The 15,553-nt window shown below is 62.3% G+C and carries 16 protein-coding genes; 11 read left to right on the forward strand and 5 right to left on the reverse strand.

The annotated features are described in order from the left end of the window. Position 1 precedes the first annotated feature (1 nt). The 8 genes from ABDX87_RS03020 to gspD are packed head-to-tail and all read left to right on the forward strand — an operon-like array spanning position 2 to position 6,608. On the forward strand, positions 2–439 hold the full coding sequence (locus ABDX87_RS03020) for a GspH/FimT family pseudopilin (protein ID WP_346831525.1): 438 nt from the start codon (positions 2–4) through the stop codon (positions 437–439). Next, on the forward strand, positions 436–804 hold the full coding sequence (locus tag ABDX87_RS03025) for a type II secretion system protein (RefSeq protein ID WP_346831526.1): 369 nt from the start codon (positions 436–438) through the stop codon (positions 802–804). Before ABDX87_RS03020 ends, ABDX87_RS03025 begins: the two co-directional genes overlap by 4 nt. Further along, a complete protein-coding gene (locus ABDX87_RS03030; RefSeq protein ID WP_346831527.1) occupies positions 801–1,412 on the forward strand; it encodes a prepilin-type N-terminal cleavage/methylation domain-containing protein in 612 nt (203 codons plus the stop codon). Before ABDX87_RS03025 ends, ABDX87_RS03030 begins: the two co-directional genes overlap by 4 nt. Further along, a complete protein-coding gene (locus tag ABDX87_RS03035) occupies positions 1,409–2,131 on the forward strand; it encodes a type II secretion system minor pseudopilin GspK (RefSeq protein WP_346831528.1) in 723 nt (240 codons plus the stop codon). The genes ABDX87_RS03030 and ABDX87_RS03035 overlap by 4 nt, the downstream gene beginning before the upstream one ends. Then, a complete protein-coding gene (locus ABDX87_RS03040; RefSeq protein WP_346831529.1) occupies positions 2,128–3,159 on the forward strand; it encodes a type II secretion system protein GspL in 1,032 nt (343 codons plus the stop codon). The genes ABDX87_RS03035 and ABDX87_RS03040 overlap by 4 nt, the downstream gene beginning before the upstream one ends. Further along, positions 3,149–3,805, forward strand: coding sequence for a type II secretion system protein GspM (gene gspM / locus ABDX87_RS03045; protein WP_346831530.1), 657 nt, complete (start codon positions 3,149–3,151; stop codon positions 3,803–3,805). Before ABDX87_RS03040 ends, gspM begins: the two co-directional genes overlap by 11 nt. After that, positions 3,802–4,317 (forward strand): hypothetical protein, encoded by a 516-nt coding sequence (locus ABDX87_RS03050; RefSeq protein WP_346831531.1) that lies wholly within the window; start codon positions 3,802–3,804, stop codon positions 4,315–4,317. Before gspM ends, ABDX87_RS03050 begins: the two co-directional genes overlap by 4 nt. After that, entirely contained in the window at positions 4,314–6,608 is a 2,295-nt protein-coding gene (gene gspD, locus ABDX87_RS03055) for a type II secretion system secretin GspD (protein ID WP_346831532.1), read from the forward strand. Before ABDX87_RS03050 ends, gspD begins: the two co-directional genes overlap by 4 nt. A gap of 100 nt (positions 6,609–6,708) precedes the next feature. Here gspD and ABDX87_RS03060 read toward each other — a convergent pair whose 3' ends face one another. From ABDX87_RS03060 to ABDX87_RS03075, 4 genes are all read right to left on the reverse strand, one after another. Beyond that, positions 6,709–7,716 carry a transketolase family protein gene (locus ABDX87_RS03060; protein WP_346831533.1) on the reverse strand — a complete coding sequence of 336 codons (1,008 nt, stop codon included), beginning with the start codon at positions 7,714–7,716 and terminating at the stop codon, positions 6,709–6,711. Then, entirely contained in the window at positions 7,713–8,561 is an 849-nt protein-coding gene (locus tag ABDX87_RS03065) for a transketolase (protein WP_346831534.1), read from the reverse strand. The genes ABDX87_RS03060 and ABDX87_RS03065 overlap by 4 nt, the downstream gene beginning before the upstream one ends. A 19-nt stretch (positions 8,562–8,580) precedes the next feature. Further along, complete coding sequence (locus ABDX87_RS03070) at positions 8,581–9,882, reverse strand: MFS transporter (RefSeq protein ID WP_346831535.1); 1,302 nt, start codon at positions 9,880–9,882, stop codon at positions 8,581–8,583. Between the two features lie 97 nt (positions 9,883–9,979). Next, positions 9,980–10,729, reverse strand: a complete 750-nt coding sequence (locus tag ABDX87_RS03075; RefSeq protein WP_346831536.1) for an SDR family NAD(P)-dependent oxidoreductase — start codon at positions 10,727–10,729, stop codon at positions 9,980–9,982. Between the two features lie 206 nt (positions 10,730–10,935). On the opposite strand from ABDX87_RS03075, the gene ABDX87_RS03080 reads away from it, so the two are divergent. Both ABDX87_RS03080 and ABDX87_RS03085 read left to right on the forward strand, forming a co-directional pair. Then, complete coding sequence (locus ABDX87_RS03080; protein WP_346831537.1) at positions 10,936–11,853, forward strand: LysR substrate-binding domain-containing protein; 918 nt, start codon at positions 10,936–10,938, stop codon at positions 11,851–11,853. Between the two features lie 173 nt (positions 11,854–12,026). After that, positions 12,027–12,998 carry an LLM class oxidoreductase gene (locus tag ABDX87_RS03085; protein ID WP_346833690.1) on the forward strand — a complete coding sequence of 324 codons (972 nt, stop codon included), beginning with the start codon at positions 12,027–12,029 and terminating at the stop codon, positions 12,996–12,998. Positions 12,999–13,043: 45 nt separating this feature from the next. Here ABDX87_RS03085 and ABDX87_RS03090 read toward each other — a convergent pair whose 3' ends face one another. Continuing rightward, a complete protein-coding gene (locus tag ABDX87_RS03090) occupies positions 13,044–13,964 on the reverse strand; it encodes a LysR substrate-binding domain-containing protein (protein WP_346831538.1) in 921 nt (306 codons plus the stop codon). 108 nt (positions 13,965–14,072) lie between these two features. Between ABDX87_RS03090 and ABDX87_RS03095 the strand changes: the two genes are divergently transcribed. After that, positions 14,073–15,263, forward strand: a complete 1,191-nt coding sequence (locus ABDX87_RS03095) for an MFS transporter (protein WP_346831539.1) — start codon at positions 14,073–14,075, stop codon at positions 15,261–15,263. The last annotated feature ends 290 nt before the right edge of the window (positions 15,264–15,553 follow it).

Below are 15,553 nucleotides of genomic sequence, written 5' to 3' on the forward strand. Positions count from 1 at the left end.
CATGCACGCCCTGCCCCGCGCCCGCGGCTTTACCCTGTTCGAACTGCTGGTGGTGATCGTGCTGATCGGCATCAGCGTCGGCCTGGTGGGCTTTGGCGTGGGCAAGGGTCTGCACGCCGCCAGCGAACGCCGCGCCTTAAGCGAGGTGGTGCAGGCACTGCGTGCAGCGCGGGTTCAGGCGATCGTCACCGGGCAACCGGCGCAAACGCGTTTCGATCTGAAGGACGGGCGTTTTCAGGGGCCGCAGCAAAAAGCCAGGCAACTGCCCAGCGACATGCACGTCCAGCTGCAGACGGCCGACGGACTGGGCCCGGCCTTCGAGTTCTACCCCGACGGCGGATCGAGCGGCGGGCACCTGTTGCTGACGCGGGATGACAAGCGTTGGCGGGTCGACATCAACTGGCTCACGGGCAACGTTCAGTTGCGCACGCTCAATTGAGCGCCGAGCGCGGGTTCACGCTGCTGGAGATGCTCGCTGCCCTCGCAGTGCTGGCGGTGTGCAGCAGCGTGCTGGTGGTCGCGTTCGGTCAGAGCGCCCGCGCCCTGCAACAGGCGCAACGCAGCGATCTGTTGAGCCTGACCGCGCGCTCGTTGATGGACGAAGCCATCGCGGGTCGCTTGCAGGCCGGCGTCACACAAGGGCGATGGTCCGGCGTGAGCTGGCGGTTGAACGTCAGCGCGTTGCCCGCTGCCAACGCGCCGCTGGATACCTGGCGGCTGGACCTGGACGTCAATGACGGGGCTCGACAGGCGCACTACAGCACGCTTCAGGTGCGCAGCGCAGGCTCGGGGGCGGGCCGATGATCCGTCGGGCGCAAGGCTTCACTTTGCTGGAAGTGCTGGTGGTGCTGAGCCTGCTCGGCGTGCTGCTGACCCTGATCGGGGGCGCAATCACGGGTGCCAATCGGGCCATGGGCAAGGCCGAACGCTACAGCACGCGACTGGACGAAGTGCGCTCGACGCAAAACTTTCTGCGCACTGCCGTTGGCCAGGCCCTGCCCTTGGCGGCAGGCGCCCCGGGAGTGGAGCCATCGCCGGTATTCGTTGGCGAGTCGCACCGCATGAGTTTTTACGCGCCGCTCGTGGCCACCCTCGGCGGTGGCATATATCGATACAGCGTCTCGCAGGCACCGGGACAACGCTTGCAGGTGAGTCTGGAGCGGTTGCGTGATCAAGGCTTGTTGCCGGCGGATGAACCGCAGGTGTTGCTGCATCAGGTGCAGGACGTGCAGTTCAGCTACCGCGGGATCTCGCCCAAGGGTGAGGCAACGGACTGGCTGGATCACTGGCCCTGGCCCGGGCGACTGCCAGTGAGCGTACGCGTCGATGCGCAACTGGCCGGCCCCGTACCGTGGCCGTTGCAAAGCATCGACCTGCGCCTGGACTTGTCGTCCGAGGCGCGCACGTTATGAACCGCGAGCGCGGCGTGGCGCTGCTGTTGGTGCTGTGGGTCCTGGCGCTGCTGGGCACCTTGCTCGCCGGCCTTCTGGGTTGGGTGCATCTGCAGAACCGTCAGGCGCTGTGGCAGCGCCAGCATACCCAGGCGGTGCTGGCCGCTGAAGCGGGAGTGGGCATGGCCGTGCTGGCGCAGCTGGACCGCGATCCGCTACGCCGCTGGAAGGCTGACGGTCAGCCGCATGCCCTGCGATTCGACGACGCGTCGTTGGCGGTAAGCGTGACCAGCGAGGCCGGAAAGCTGGACCTCAACGCTGCGCCGGTCGAGTCGTTTGCCCGGCTGGTGCTGGCGTGCGGCGGATCGAGGGAGCAATCGGCGGACCTGTCGCAAGCGCTGAACCAGCGCCGGGGCGGTGACCGCGCCCCGCTGCGCACGATCGAGGAAGTTCGAGAATTGCCAACCATGGACCAGCGGCTTTACAGCTGTGCCAGTGCGCAGTTGACCTTGTGGAGCGGTCTGCCCGCTCCCGATCCGCGACTGGCCTCGCCCTGGTTGCGGCGTGCCCTGAACCTGCCTCAGGGCGGCGCAATCACCGGCGATGCAGGCCCTGTGATCACCGTACACAGCCAGGCGACATTGCCCGGCGGCTTTACCACGACGCTGAGCGTCACGCTGTTACTGAACCCATCGAAGGAGGGTGCCAGGCCTTACCGGGTCCTGCGCTGGCAAGAATGAAGCATTTATCTTTCAAACGGCTCGCCCCGCTCCACGCCAGCCTTCACAGTCAATGGCGTAGCAGCCGCGCACAACAACTGTGGCGCGCCTGGCTGAACGAGCTGCAGGCCCTGCTGCCCGCTCCCGTTCGTGCGCGTTTGCTGCCGCAGGTGCGCGAACGGCTGATCGACTGGCCACTGCCCGTCCCGATCGATGAGCGCCACGATGAGCGTGTGGTGCTGGTCTTGCCCGCGAGCATGATGCTGGTTCAGACGTTGTTATTGCCGACGGCTGCCGTGCGTGATCTGCACAACGTCATCGGCTTCGAGCTCGACAAATACACGCCCTACCCCCGCGATCAGATGCAGTACGTCGCGCGGGTTATCGGTAAGGAAGGCGCGCTCGCGCAAGTGATGCTGGTCGCGGTTTTGCGTGAACGTCTGCAGCCAGCGCTCGATGCCTGCAACGCACAGGGCCTGGCCCTGCATGCCGTCGATGGCCGCGATGCACAGGGTCGCAGGCTGGGCGTCGACCTGTTGCCCGCCGGGCAGCAGCCGCCCCGCCGGGGACGTGCGCGGCTGCCACGTTATCTGGCGCTGGTCTGCTGCGCGCTGCTGGTGAGCTGCATGGTGCTCTGGCTGAACGCCCGCAGTGCCATGGTCGACGCCATGCGCAGCAGCGTCGATGAACAACGCACACAGGTCCAGGCCGTGCAAAACCTGCGGCGGGAATTGATCAACACCCAGGGTGCCGCCCGTTATCTGGCCCAGCAGAAAGCCGCTCAACCCACGCTGTCCAGCGTGCTGGTGGACCTCACCGGATGTCTGGGGGCTGACACCTGGGTCGAGCAGCTCGAAATCGCCGACGGTGGAGGTGTTTCCCTCTCCGGACAAAGCGCCAAGGCCAGCGCACTGATAACCCGCATGAAGGACTGCAAGACCCTGAGTGACGCCCAGTTCCAAGGGATCATCCAGCCCGATGCGCAGACCGGCAAAGAGCGCTTTTCCCTGAGAGCGCACCTGCGCAAGGAGGTCGTCGATGCGCCGTGAACTGACCCCTCGAGAACGCCGTGGCGCGGCATTGATCGTCCTCGCCTTATTGCTATGGGTCGCGTGGTGGTTGCTGGTGCAGAGCTGGTTCCTCGACCCGCTGAACGCCCTCGACGAGCAGGCCGATACGCTGCGCGCACAGCAACAGCGCTACGCCGCCATCCTGCAACAACGCGACGGCCTGGAGCAGCAGTTGCAGGCAGCGCGCCGTGATCCGTCCAGCCGCACCAGCCTGCTACCCGGCGAAGACCCCAGCGCCGTGGCGGCTGACCTGATGCAGCGCAGTCTCGATCTGGTGAAGGCCCACGCCGATCAGGGCCCCGGCTGCCAGGTCACGCAACGCATGCCGATCACCCCTGAGCACGACAGCGCCGAGCCTTATCGCCAGGTGAAAGTCAGCCTGACACTGGAGTGCGCCATGGAGCCGCTCGCCAACCTGCTGCATGACGTCGAATACGGGCAACCGTTTCTGTTCGTCGACAACCTGAGCCTGCGCCGCGCGACCTCCGCGCCCGCCAGCGGCGGGGCCGGCCGGTTACAGGTGCACCTGTTGCTGCGCGGCTATCTGCAACAGCCACCAGCGTCGTCGGCTCGGGAAAAACAGCCTGAACAACCGCCCGCACCCGGCGAGGAGCCCGACGCATGAGGTTCGACACCCTGACCCTGACGTTGCTGGCGAGCACCGCCCTGTTGACCGCAGCGGCCGTCAGCCTGGCCATGGGCGCCGGGCAGACTGTCGACTGGCTACCGGCGAGCGCAACCCGCGAAGCCGCGCCTGCCGCCAAGCCCCCGACACTGTCGCCCCTGTCGGCCCAGGCCCTGTCGCTGACCTGGCAGCAGTCGATGTTCAGCCCGGATCGCAAAGGCGATCTGGCCATCGGGAAACATCAGGCCTCCTCCCTCGACGGCATCAGCCTCAGCGGCGTAATCATCGACGGTCAAGCCCAGTGGGTGCTGTTGCGCATGCCGGATAAACACAACCTGAAACTGGCCGTCGGCAGCTCCCTCGATAACGGCTGGACCCTGACCGCTGCCACGCCCCAGCAAGCCACCTTCAGCCACCAGGGACAGACCCGCGAACTGCGCCTGCCCCTGCTTCGACTTCCACCGCCTTCGAAGGCGCCCCTTATTACCCTTCCAGACGTACCCACACCATGAACAATCGCTACCTTGAGTTTCCCCGTTTGCGCAGCCCTCTGTTTTGTCTGGCTACCGCAGTCGCACTGGCCGGTTGTGCCAGCACGCCGGAGCACTTTGAAAACGACCCGGCACTGATGCAGGAAGCACTCGATGGTACAGGCTCGCAACGAGCTCCCCTGACCGAACCGGCACCCTTGACGAACCCGTCGAACGCGAGCGCCAGGGCGGTGCCGCGCCAGCAGATCATTCGTGGCACTCAGACATTCGTGCACAGCCCGGGCACGGCGGCAGGCGCAAACGGCCCGGCGCAAGCGATCGGCGATATCGTCTTCAACTTCACCAATCAGCCCATCGAGGCGGTGATCAACAGCGTGATGGGCGACCTGCTGCACGAAAACTACAGCATTGCCCAAGGCGTCAAAGGCGACGTGAGCTTTTCCACCTCCAAGCCGGTAAACAAGCAACAGGCGCTGTCGATTCTGGAAACCCTGCTGTCGTGGACCGACAACGCCATGATCCGTCAGGGCGACCGTTATGTGATCCTCCCCGCGAATCAGGCGGTGGCCGGTAAGCTGGTCCCCGAAATGCCCGTGGCGCGACCTTCCAGCGGGCTTTCCGCGCGGCTGTTTCCGCTGCACTACATCTCGGCGACAGAGATGCAGAAGCTGCTAAAACCCTTCGCGCGGGACAACGCGTTCCTGTTGGTCGATCCGGGTCGCAACGTGCTCAGCCTCGCCGGTACGCCGGATGAACTGGCCAACTATCAGGACACCATCGACACCTTCGATGTCGACTGGCTCAAAGGCATGTCGATCGCTGTCTATGGGCTGCAACGTGCGACCGTCGGCGAGCTGATGCCTGAACTGAAGAAGATGTTCGGCCCCGACAGCGGCATGCCCATGGCAGGCATGGTGCGCTTTCTGCCCATCGACCGAACCAACTCGGTGGTGGCGATTTCCGCGCAACCGCGCTACCTGAGTGAAGTCGGTGACTGGATTCATACCATCGACGAGGGCGGCGGCAACGAACCCCAGATGTACGTGTATGACGTGCGCAACATGAAGGCCTCCGACCTGGCTAAATACCTGCGTCAGATCTACGGCAACGGACAGATCAAGGATGACAGCGCCGCCAGGGTGGCGCCCGGCTTGCGCACACGCTCGCTGTCGTCGCTCAATGGCAACGGTAGCAGCGCGGGCGGCATGGGACTGAGCGGCACCGGTCAGGGAATGGGCTCGGGCGCCGGGATGGGCGTGAGCGGCAGCAACGGCAGTCTGCAGAGCGGCATGCAGCAGAACGAGGAAGAGACGGACGACGAGCCAACCGATGATAACGCCGGCGGCGTCGAAGGCACCGACAGCGAGACGGCCAGCTCAGACTCCGGTGCCAGCAAACGACTGGACGACAGCACCCGCATCACTGCACAGAAAAGCAGCAATCAGTTGCTGATCCGCACCCGTCCCGCGCAATGGGCGGAGATCGAGTCTGCCATCAAGCGACTGGACAACGCGCCGATGCAGGTGCAGATCGAAACGCGGATTCTGGAAGTCAATCTGAGCGGTGAACTGGACCTGGGCGTGCAATGGTATCTCGGCAAACTGGCCGGTAACTCCGGCAGCACCACCGTCGCCAATGCCTCCGGCAGTCAGGGCGCGTTGGGCGGCGGCGGAGCCGGACTGGGCGCCACTGACTCGCTGTTCTATTCGTTCGTCAGCAACAACCTGCAAGTGGCGCTGCATGCGCTTGAAACCAATGGCCGCACCCAAGTGCTGTCAGCGCCTTCGCTGGTGGTCATGAACAACCAGCAGGCGCAGATTCAGGTCGGCGACAACATCCCCATCAGCCAGACCACGGTCAACACCAACGTGTCCAACACGACGTTGAGCAGCGTCGAATACGTTCAGACCGGGGTCATCCTCGACGTGGTGCCGCGCATCAACCCGGGTGGACTCGTCTATATGGACATCCAGCAGCAGGTGAGCGACGCCGACAACACTGCCGCTTCCGACAGCAACGGCAACCCGCGCATCTCCACCCGCTCGGTGTCGACGCAAGTCGCGGTGCAGAGTGGACAGACCGTCCTGCTCGGCGGGCTGATCAAGCAGGACAACAGCGACACCGCCTCATCCGTGCCCTACCTGGGCCGCATACCGGGATTGCGCTGGTTGTTTGGCAGCACGAGCAAAAGCAAGAAACGCACGGAGCTGATCGTGCTGATCACCCCGCGCGTGGTCACCAGCAACAGCCAGGCCCGACAGGTGACCGATGACTATCGCCAGCAGTTACAGTTGATCAAGCCGACGCTGTAACTGTTGGGGATTCATGAGGCGAACACGAGGTGCGCCGACGAGTTCCGGACTTAAAAAAAAACCGCCCATCCAGGGCGGTTTTTTTATGGGATGGCGTTCTTTATAGCCACGCTTTTATCTGGGCACTCACCGCATCGGTGGAGATACCGTAGCGGTCATGCAGGGTCGGTAGCGCGCCCGCGTCCAGAAACGCATCCGGCAGCGCAATCTGGCGGAACGTCGGTGTCACGCCATTTCGCATCAGCAGCCCCGCCACTGCCTCACCCAAACCACCGATGATCGACGCGTTCTCGGCCGTCACCACCAGCCGTCCGGATTTACGCGCTTCAGCCAGAATGGTCTGCTCGTCCAGTGGCTTGACCGTGGGCACGTGCAGCACCGCCACGTCGACACCATCGGCTTTCAGCTTCTCGGCCGCCTCGAGGGCGCGCATGGTCATCAGGCCGGTGGAAATGATCAGCACATCGTTGCCCGTGCGCAGGGTCTTCGCTTTGCCGATTTCAAACGTGTAACCGTACTCGTCCAGTACGACCGGTACGTTGCCGCGCAGCAAGCGCATGTACACCGGGCCCTGGTGCGCCGCGATGGCGGGCACCGCCTGCTCGATTTCCAGCGCATCGCAGGGGTCGACGATCATCAGATTGGGCATGGCGCGGAAGATCGCCAGGTCATCGGTTGCCTGGTGGCTGGGGCCGTAACCGGTGGTGAGGCCGGGCAAACCGCAGACGATTTTCACGTTGAGGTTTTCCTCGGCAATCGCCATGCAGATGAAATCGTAGGCACGACGCGACGCGAACACCGCGTAGGTCGTGGCGAACGGCGTGAAACCCTCGCGCGCCATGCCCGCGGCGGCGCTCATCAGCAGTTGCTCGGCCATTCCCATCTGGTAGAAGCGGTCCGGGTGCGCCTTGGCGAAGATGTGCAGGTCCGTGTATTTCGACAGATCGGCAGACAGGCCGACGATGTCCTGGCGTTGCTCTGCCAGCGCCGCCAGCGCATGCCCGAAAGGCGCGGATCGGGTGGCCTGACCTTCAGAGGCAATGGAGGCGATCATGGCCGAGGTCGTCAGTCGTTTCTTGCCGCTTTGAGGGGTATTTACCGTGCTCATTTGTCGCTCCCGACCTGAAGGTTTTGCAATGCCAGATCCCATTCGTTTTCATCGACGCGGATGAAGTGGGTCTTTTCCCGGGTTTCGAGGAAGTCCACGCCTTTGCCCATCTTGGTGTCGCAGATGATCACGCGAGGTTGACTGCCGGTGTGGCTGCGCGCAGCGTCGAAGGCGTCGACCAACGCTTGCAGGTCGTTCCCGTCTACCCGTTGCGTGAACCAGCCAAATGCCTGCCAACGATCCACGATGGGCTCGAACGCCAACACTTCGCTGGAATGGCCGTCCGCCTGTTGGTTGTTCACGTCGATGATCGCGATCAGGTTGTCGAGCTTCCAGTGCGAGGCCGACATCGCAGCTTCCCAGGTCGAACCCTCGTTCAGCTCACCGTCAGAGAGCAGGTTATAGACGAACGAGTCGGATTTTTTGCGCTTGAGTCCCAGACAGGCGCCGACCGCGATCCCCAGTCCGTGCCCGAGCGAGCCGCCGGTGATCTCCATGCCCGGGGTGTAAGCGGCCATGCCCGACATCGGCAAACGGCTGTCATCCGAGCCGTAGGTTTCCAACTCATCCAGCGGGATGACACCCGCCTCGATCAGTGCGGCGTACAAGGCTATCGCGTAGTGACCGATGGACAGGTAAAAGCGGTCGCGCGCTTCCCACTCTGGGTTTTCCGGCTGATAGCGCAGCGCGTGGAAGTACGACACGGCCAGCAGATCGGCAGCGCCCAACGCCTGCCCGACGTAACCCTGGCCCTGAACCTGCCCCATGCGCAGGGCGTGGCGACGAATGTTGTAAGCGCGCTCGGTCAGTGACGCGAGACTGGTGTGTGATGCATGAACCGTCATTTCAGAAGACTCCATTGACTCAACGATTGACCGACGCGGCCGGAATGCGCAGCACTAGGGTGGCGCCGATAAACAGCACGGCGGTGATGAGGTACATCCCGATGGCGCTTGATCCGGTCGTGGTCGTGATCCAGCCGATCAGATAGGGCGAGCAGAACCCCGCCAGGTTGGCGAAGCTGTTGATGCCCGCGATGCCTGCTGCCGCGGACACGCCGCCCAGAAGCGTGGTGGGCAACATCCAGAAGAGTGAAGACGCAGACAGCACGCCCGCTGCCGCCAGACAGAGACTCAGCACAGAGAGCACCAGATTGCCGCCCAGCAACGCCGCCAACGTAAGGCCGATGGCCCCGGCGATCATGGGCGCAACCAGGTGCCAGCGGCGCTCGCGGTGTTTATCGCCACTGCGCCCCATCAGCAGCATCGCGACGATGGCGCACATATACGGCAGGCTGGTCAGCAGGCCGATGTGCAGCGGGTCGGACACCCCGGCGTTGCGTATCAGCGTGGGCAGCCAGAAGGTGATTGCGTACTGGCCCATGACCACGCAGAAATAGATGCAGGCCAATAACCAGAGACGGCGATCACGAATGAATTCGCGCGGCGACGCATGGGTCACTTTGCGGCTGTTGTCTTCGGCCAGTTCCTTGTTCACCAGCGCCTTTTCGTCGTCGGTGAGCCAGGTGGCCTGATGCACGCCATCTTTGAGGTAGGTCAGCACCAGCAGCCCGACGATGACCGTTGGAATGGCTTCGATCACGAACATCCACTGCCAGCCGGCCCAGCCGTGCATGCCGGCGAAGTGGTTCATGATCCAGCCTGACAAGGGGCCGCCGACCATGCCCGACAACGGGATGGCGACGAACCAGAGCACGGTCATCTTTGCCCGGCGGTAAGACGGAAACCAGTAAGTCAGGTACAGCAGCAAGCCAGGGGCCAGCCCCGCTTCGGCAATCCCCAGCAGGAAGCGCAACGCGTAGAACTGCCAGGCCGTTTCCACGAAGGCAAAGAGCGCCGAGATGATCCCCCACGAGATCATGATGCGTGCAATCCAGCGCCGGGCGCCGACTTTATGCAGGATCAGGTTGCTGGGGACTTCACAGAGAAAATAACCGAGAAAGAACATGCCGGCGCCAAGCCCGTAGACGGTCTCGCTGAGCGACAGGTCGTTCATCATTTGCAGCTTGGCGAAGCCGACGTTGACCCGATCCAGATACGCGCAGAGGTAGCACAGCATGAGGAATGGCATCAGGCGCCAAGCCGTTTTGCGATAAGCATTCGAGCGCACGGCCGATGCCGCGTCGAGCGTCATAGTGGTAATCATGATGATCTGATCTCTTGTTTTTATAGACCGCCAGACTGCAGAGCCCGGCGAATCATCGATCCAGAACAGTACGGGCTGATGGCCCGGCCACATGTCGTCAGTGAATTAGCATGCCGCCGTTAACATCCAGCGTAATGCCTGTCAGGTAGGAAGACAGGTCGCTGGCCAGGAACAGTGCGGCGTTGGCAACGTCCTGCGCTTCACCCAGACGGCCCAGCGGAATGCCGTCGATGATCGCGTGGCGGCGCTCATCATGCATCAGACCGCCGGTGATGTCGGTGTGGATCAAGCCGGGGGCGATGGAGTTGACGCGAACATTGTCAGGGCCCAGTTCCCGGGCCATGGCCTTGGCCAGACCGAGCACACCGGCTTTCGCGGCGCTGTAGTGAGGACCGCCGAAAATACCGCCGCCACGCTGCGCGGACACCGAGGACATGCACACGATGCTGCCCGAGGACTGCTTGCGCATCAGCGGAATGACGGCCTGAGACATCAACAACGTGCCGCGCAGACTGACATCGAGCACTTTGTCGTAATCCGAGTGGCGGATGTCGAGGGTCTTGAGGGGTTGGGTAATACCGGCGTTGTTGACCAACACGTCGATACGGCCGAAGTGCTCGATGGCCTGGGCCACGGCGTTGTTAACCTGTGCCTCGTCGGCGACGTTGGCAGCGAGTCCGAGATGACCTTCGCCGAGGGACGCTGCTGCGTCGCGTGCGGCGGCTGCATCGAGATCGAGAATGACGACCTTGGCCCCGTGGCGAGCGAAGGTGGCGGCGGTGGCACGGCCAATACCACGCGCAGATGCTGCACCCGTGATGATTGCAACTTTGCCTTGAAGAAGCATGAGCGAAACCTCTGATTATTGTTATGAGATTTTGGGTGGCTTCGATCCCTGAGAATCGATGGACTCAGATTGATCTTCGAGATGAGGGCGAGCAATAACGCAAAAGTCATTGGATGCTGAAAAAAATTCAGCCCTCGTCAAGAGGCTTGCAGGAGTGCTTGAATAGAAACCGCCGAATCACAACAAGAACACAGGAGTCACCAACCATGGCAACTGGCGGAGAAGCCTCACCACCGCTCCCACCCTTGAGAGCAATTCAGGCCTTCGAACAGACAGCACGCTTCGGCAACGTCGCACGAGCCGCAGAAGCGCTGGACCTCACGCCCTCGGCCGTCAGCCATCAACTGGCCAATCTTGAAGCGATGATCGGGCGCCAATTGTTCGTCCGTAACGCCCGAGGCGTGACGCTGACGCCGGTAGGCGAGCAATACCTGAAGGAAATTTCCGGCCTTCTACACAGCCTGGCCATTGCGACCGAGCGAGCCACCAGCGATGTCAGCCTCGATTGCCTGCGCCTGCACTCCTCGCCCAGTTTCGGGCTGTTGTGGCTGATGCCTCGACTGGAGGCGTTTCGCGTCAGCCATCCCGATATCCAGATCAACCTGTCCTGTTCATACGAGTCCCTGCACTTCAGCCGGGACAAGATCGACGTGGACATTCGTCATGGCGTGCCGAACTGGCCAAGTTATGAAGTGCGCACCGTGCGCAACGAAACCTTCGCGGTGCTGGCCGCGCCCAAATTGCTCGCCCGCAGGCCGATCAGCGCCGCAGCCGATCTGCTGGACTGTGAGTTGATCCTCTCGGAAGCTACGTTGCTGAAGTGGCCCGCCTGGTTTGCCCAACACGGCCTGGCACGCCCGGAGAATCCCTATGCACTGAGCTTCGATCGCTCCTACATGACTCTCGAAGCCGCGAGCCATGGGCTGGGCTTCGCACTTGAAAGCTCGCTGCTGGCGCAGAAGTACCTGGCCTCCGGGGACCTGGTGGAAGTATCACCTGAATCCTTGAGTGCGCCGGTGGCGGCGCATCACCTCGTATTTCCGAAAGCACACTCCAGCTTTCCGCGTGTCAGACGGTTTCTGGAGTGGATGGAAAGCGAGCTGGGGCACGGTTTCGTTTTTTGATCGGCAGCTCATCGGGCGTCCAGGTTCGGCGCGCGGGTGCAAGGCCGTCGCCGTCATGAGCGAGATCGTCGATTCGGGAATTTCGTTCATCAAGGTCGATCCAAAAGATCGGTAATCGGCTGCCGGTTCAACACTAGACTGGTGCGATCTGTTTTCAAACCGGGGTACGCATGATGAATCAGGACAGTCACTCGAACGATCTGGCACACCATACGGCGTTCAACCAGACCTTTCAGCAAGGCCAGTTAACCATCGGCTTTATTTCGCCCGCCTGTGGTTACCCGGACAGTCCCTTCCCGAGCCTGTCGGATCAAGCCGAAATCGTCCAGCGCCTTGACCAGAGTGATGCTGCGACGCTGTGGCTGCGCGATGTGCCCTTTTACGATCCGTCATTTGGGGATACCGGCCAGGTGCTGGACCCACTGGTGTATGCCGGCTGGCTGGCAGCGCTGACCCACCGGATCGCGATCGGCACGGCCGGAATCGTCACGCCATTGCGCGAACCCGTCATCACCGCCAAGCAGATCGCCAGCGCGGATCAGCTATTGGGTGGCCGCTTTCTCGCCGGCATGGCCTCGGGTGACCGGCCCGCCGAATACCCGGCCTTCGGGGTCGATTTCACGAGCCGTGTGGAGCGCTATCAAGAAGCGATCACCTTGGTGAAGACCTTGACGTCAGAGTCATTCCCTGGCCTGCAGACCCGGCATTTCGGTCAATTGCGAGGGGACATCGACCTCGTGCCCAAACCGGCGGCGACCCGTATTCCCATCGTTGCCATCGGCCGTGCTGGCCAGACGCTGGAATGGCTCGCGGGAAATGTCGATGCATGGATCTGGCACGGCGACCCGATGCGCATGACAGCCGCCGTAGCCCATTGGCGCGAAGCGACCGAGACGCGAGGATTTGTCCCGTTCGGCTATGGCGCAATGTTCGACCTGGACGTCGATCCCGATGCACCTCTGCAAACGGGAAGAATGCTTAGAGGGGGTCGACACGCACTCAAGGACTTCCTGGCGAGTCAACGCGAGTCCGGAATCAACCACGTTGCCCTGAACCTCAAGCCTACCCGACGCCCTGCGCTGGACGTCATCGATGAACTGCAAACGCACATTCTTCCCGAGTTCGCGGTGTCGCCTGGTCAATAAGTCACTCGCTTGGCCACCACGCCACGCATCGCAAGCGTACCCGGCTCAGCGACGCCCGGCTGGCGTGAGATGGGCACTCAGGTAGGTAAGTAACGCGCTCACCTTTGGCAACGCCTCACGACTTTTGAGCCATACCAGGTTCATCGGCATGCCTTCGGTGGCGAGGTGCGGCAGCACTTCGATCAGTCTGCCGCTGCTCAGATGCGTTTGAACCAGCCAGGTCGGTAATTGCGCGATGCCAAGCCCTGCCAGAACGGCCATGACCTCACCCTCCCCGTCCCCCACGGCGATGTGGGGATGAATGATCCTGCGCTCCCTGTCTCCCGGTTGTCGGCCTTTGAAATACCACGGGATGGTCATCCCATCGTTCTGCCCGTAGCCCACGCATTGGTGCCGGTCCAGATCGGCCTCCGAAGCCGGTTCCCCGTAGCGTTCCAGGTAGTCAGGCGACGCGCAGAAAATGAGTTTCTGGGTGCCGAAGAACTGATGCCCTATGGTCGAGGGCCACGCATCGGAGCCCCCGATCCTCACGACGATATCGATACCCTCGTGTACCGGGTCGACGTAACGGTCGGAAAACGAGACATGCGGAGAGAGTCGCGGGTGCAGCTTCATGAACTCGAGAATCAGCGGCAGAACGTGCAAGCGGCCATAGGACGCGGGCAAATCGATACGGACCTTGCCCTGTGGCTCGGTCTGCGTCGACGTCAGGGCAATCTCGACCTCCTCCAGATCGGAAAGCACCGTGGTGCAGGTGCGGTAGAAGGTCTCCCCGGCTTCCGTCAGCGACAATCGACGCGTGGTGCGTTGGAACAACCGCGTACCCAGGCGCCCTTCCAGTCGCGCGATGCTTTTGCTGACGGCAGAGTTGGTAAGGCTCAGGCGTTCAGCTGCCGCAGTGAAGCTGCCCATATCGGCAACGATGACGAACACATCAATGCCCTTGAGCCGTTCGGAAGAAAACATAGCCGCTCCAATTAGTGAATCTGGTTCCAGTCACTCGGTAAAAACCAGCCAAGATAAAACACAATTTCTCCAATAGGCTATGCCGAAATCCGTTTGGAGTTAAGCACCATGCAGTCCCCTTCCACGGCAAGCGCCACGCTGAACCCTGCTGAAACCTCAGGTTCAGGGCTTCAGATCCTGATCATGGCGGTCGCGGCCTTCATCATCGTCACCACCGAATTCCTGATCGTCGGTCTGCTGCCCGCCCTGTCCCGAGACCTGAACATCTCCATCGCCCTGGCGGGTCAGGTGGTCACCCTGTTCGCCTTTACCGTCATGCTGTTCGGGCCTGTTCTCACTGCCAAACTGGCTCACGTTGAACGCAAGAAGCTGTTCACGTTGATCCTCATGGTATTCGCCGCCTCCAATGTCCTGGCGGCGGTCTCCACCAACATCTGGATAATGGCATTGGCACGCTTCATCCCCGCTCTGGCATTGCCCGTATTCTGGGGAACAGCCAGCGAAACCGCTGGACAGCTCGCAGGTCCGGGTCAATCGGGCAAGGCCGTAGGACGGGTCTATCTGGGCATTACGGCAGCGCTGGTATTTGGGGTGCCGCTGGGCACGCTGGCGGCCGACTCGGTGGGCTGGCGCGGAAGTTTCTGGATTCTGGCCGCGATCTCCTTTTTCATCGGCGTGCTGATGCACCTTGTGATGCCACAGTTGCCGGTGTCCGCCAGTGCGCACCCTGATCAGAAACAAACCGCGATCCTGCGCCAACCGCGCTTCCTCGCTCATCTGTTGCTGTCGATCCTGACCTTCACCTCGCTGTTCACCGCTTACACCTACCTGGCGGACATCCTTGAGCGACTGGGTGGCATTCCTGCAGGTCAGGTGGGCTGGTGGCTGATGGGCTTCGGCGCGATCGGCATGGTCGGTAACCACCTGGGCGGCAGCATGGTCGACCGCAAGCCGCTCGCCGCGATGGTGCTGTTTCTCGTGCTGGCTGGTGCAGGCATGCTCGCGGCGGTGCCTCTGGCGCCGAATCACACGTGGCTGATCGTTGCGCTGGTGGCATGGGGTATCGGATACACCGCGCTCTTCGTCGTGTGCCAGGTTCGGGTCATGCAAGCCGGGTCGCACGCTCAAGCACTGGCCGCTTCCATGAACATCTCCGCAGCCAACGCCGGCATCGGCCTGGGTGCCATCTTCGGCGGTATCGGCATTGGCCACTTCGGCCTGGGCTCGATCGGCATCATCGCCACCCTCATCGCTGCGCTGGCAGTGATCGTCGCATTGCTGATGATGCGTCGTCAGTAATCACAAGGGCTGCAACCTTTCTGCAGGTCGCGGCCCTCGTTTACTTCCTGATTCCGTCCGTGAAAAAGATACTCTCGGCCTGTTCAGCCAACGCAGGCCGGGTCGTGTGGCGTAGCGAAGCGGTCGTCGACATACTGAGTGAACGCATGAGGCGTGCACGAGTGAGTGGCGCCCCTGGCTTTCTCGTGGGCCAAGCCATGGCTATATTTATGGGGAGAAAAGCAGCCGAAGAGCTATGAAAAATCTTGTTGCTCGTTTCCCTTGGTGGACAGAGTTGCTGGGGCCGATTG

The sequence above is a fragment of the Pseudomonas abietaniphila genome (assembly GCF_039697315.1).
Lineage (GTDB): Bacteria > Pseudomonadota > Gammaproteobacteria > Pseudomonadales > Pseudomonadaceae > Aquipseudomonas > Aquipseudomonas abietaniphila_B.

Coding starts and splice junctions, on each gene's coding strand:
- ABDX87_RS03070 (WP_346831535.1), bottom strand. CDS start 9,882: ATGATTACCACTATGACGCTCGACGCGGCATCGGCCGTGCGCTCGAAT.
- ABDX87_RS03050 (WP_346831531.1), top strand. CDS start 3,802: ATGAGGTTCGACACCCTGACCCTGACGTTGCTGGCGAGCACCGCCCTG.
- gspM (WP_346831530.1), top strand. CDS start 3,149: ATGCGCCGTGAACTGACCCCTCGAGAACGCCGTGGCGCGGCATTGATC.
- ABDX87_RS03035 (WP_346831528.1), top strand. CDS start 1,409: ATGAACCGCGAGCGCGGCGTGGCGCTGCTGTTGGTGCTGTGGGTCCTG.
- ABDX87_RS03060 (WP_346831533.1), bottom strand. CDS start 7,716: ATGAGCACGGTAAATACCCCTCAAAGCGGCAAGAAACGACTGACGACC.
- ABDX87_RS03020 (WP_346831525.1), top strand. CDS start 2: ATGCACGCCCTGCCCCGCGCCCGCGGCTTTACCCTGTTCGAACTGCTG.
- gspD (WP_346831532.1), top strand. CDS start 4,314: ATGAACAATCGCTACCTTGAGTTTCCCCGTTTGCGCAGCCCTCTGTTT.
- ABDX87_RS03075 (WP_346831536.1), bottom strand. CDS start 10,729: ATGCTTCTTCAAGGCAAAGTTGCAATCATCACGGGTGCAGCATCTGCG.
- ABDX87_RS03080 (WP_346831537.1), top strand. CDS start 10,936: ATGGCAACTGGCGGAGAAGCCTCACCACCGCTCCCACCCTTGAGAGCA.
- ABDX87_RS03065 (WP_346831534.1), bottom strand. CDS start 8,561: ATGACGGTTCATGCATCACACACCAGTCTCGCGTCACTGACCGAGCGC.
- ABDX87_RS03090 (WP_346831538.1), bottom strand. CDS start 13,964: ATGTTTTCTTCCGAACGGCTCAAGGGCATTGATGTGTTCGTCATCGTT.
- ABDX87_RS03040 (WP_346831529.1), top strand. CDS start 2,128: ATGAAGCATTTATCTTTCAAACGGCTCGCCCCGCTCCACGCCAGCCTT.
- ABDX87_RS03095 (WP_346831539.1), top strand. CDS start 14,073: ATGCAGTCCCCTTCCACGGCAAGCGCCACGCTGAACCCTGCTGAAACC.
- ABDX87_RS03085 (WP_346833690.1), top strand. CDS start 12,027: ATGAATCAGGACAGTCACTCGAACGATCTGGCACACCATACGGCGTTC.
- ABDX87_RS03030 (WP_346831527.1), top strand. CDS start 801: ATGATCCGTCGGGCGCAAGGCTTCACTTTGCTGGAAGTGCTGGTGGTG.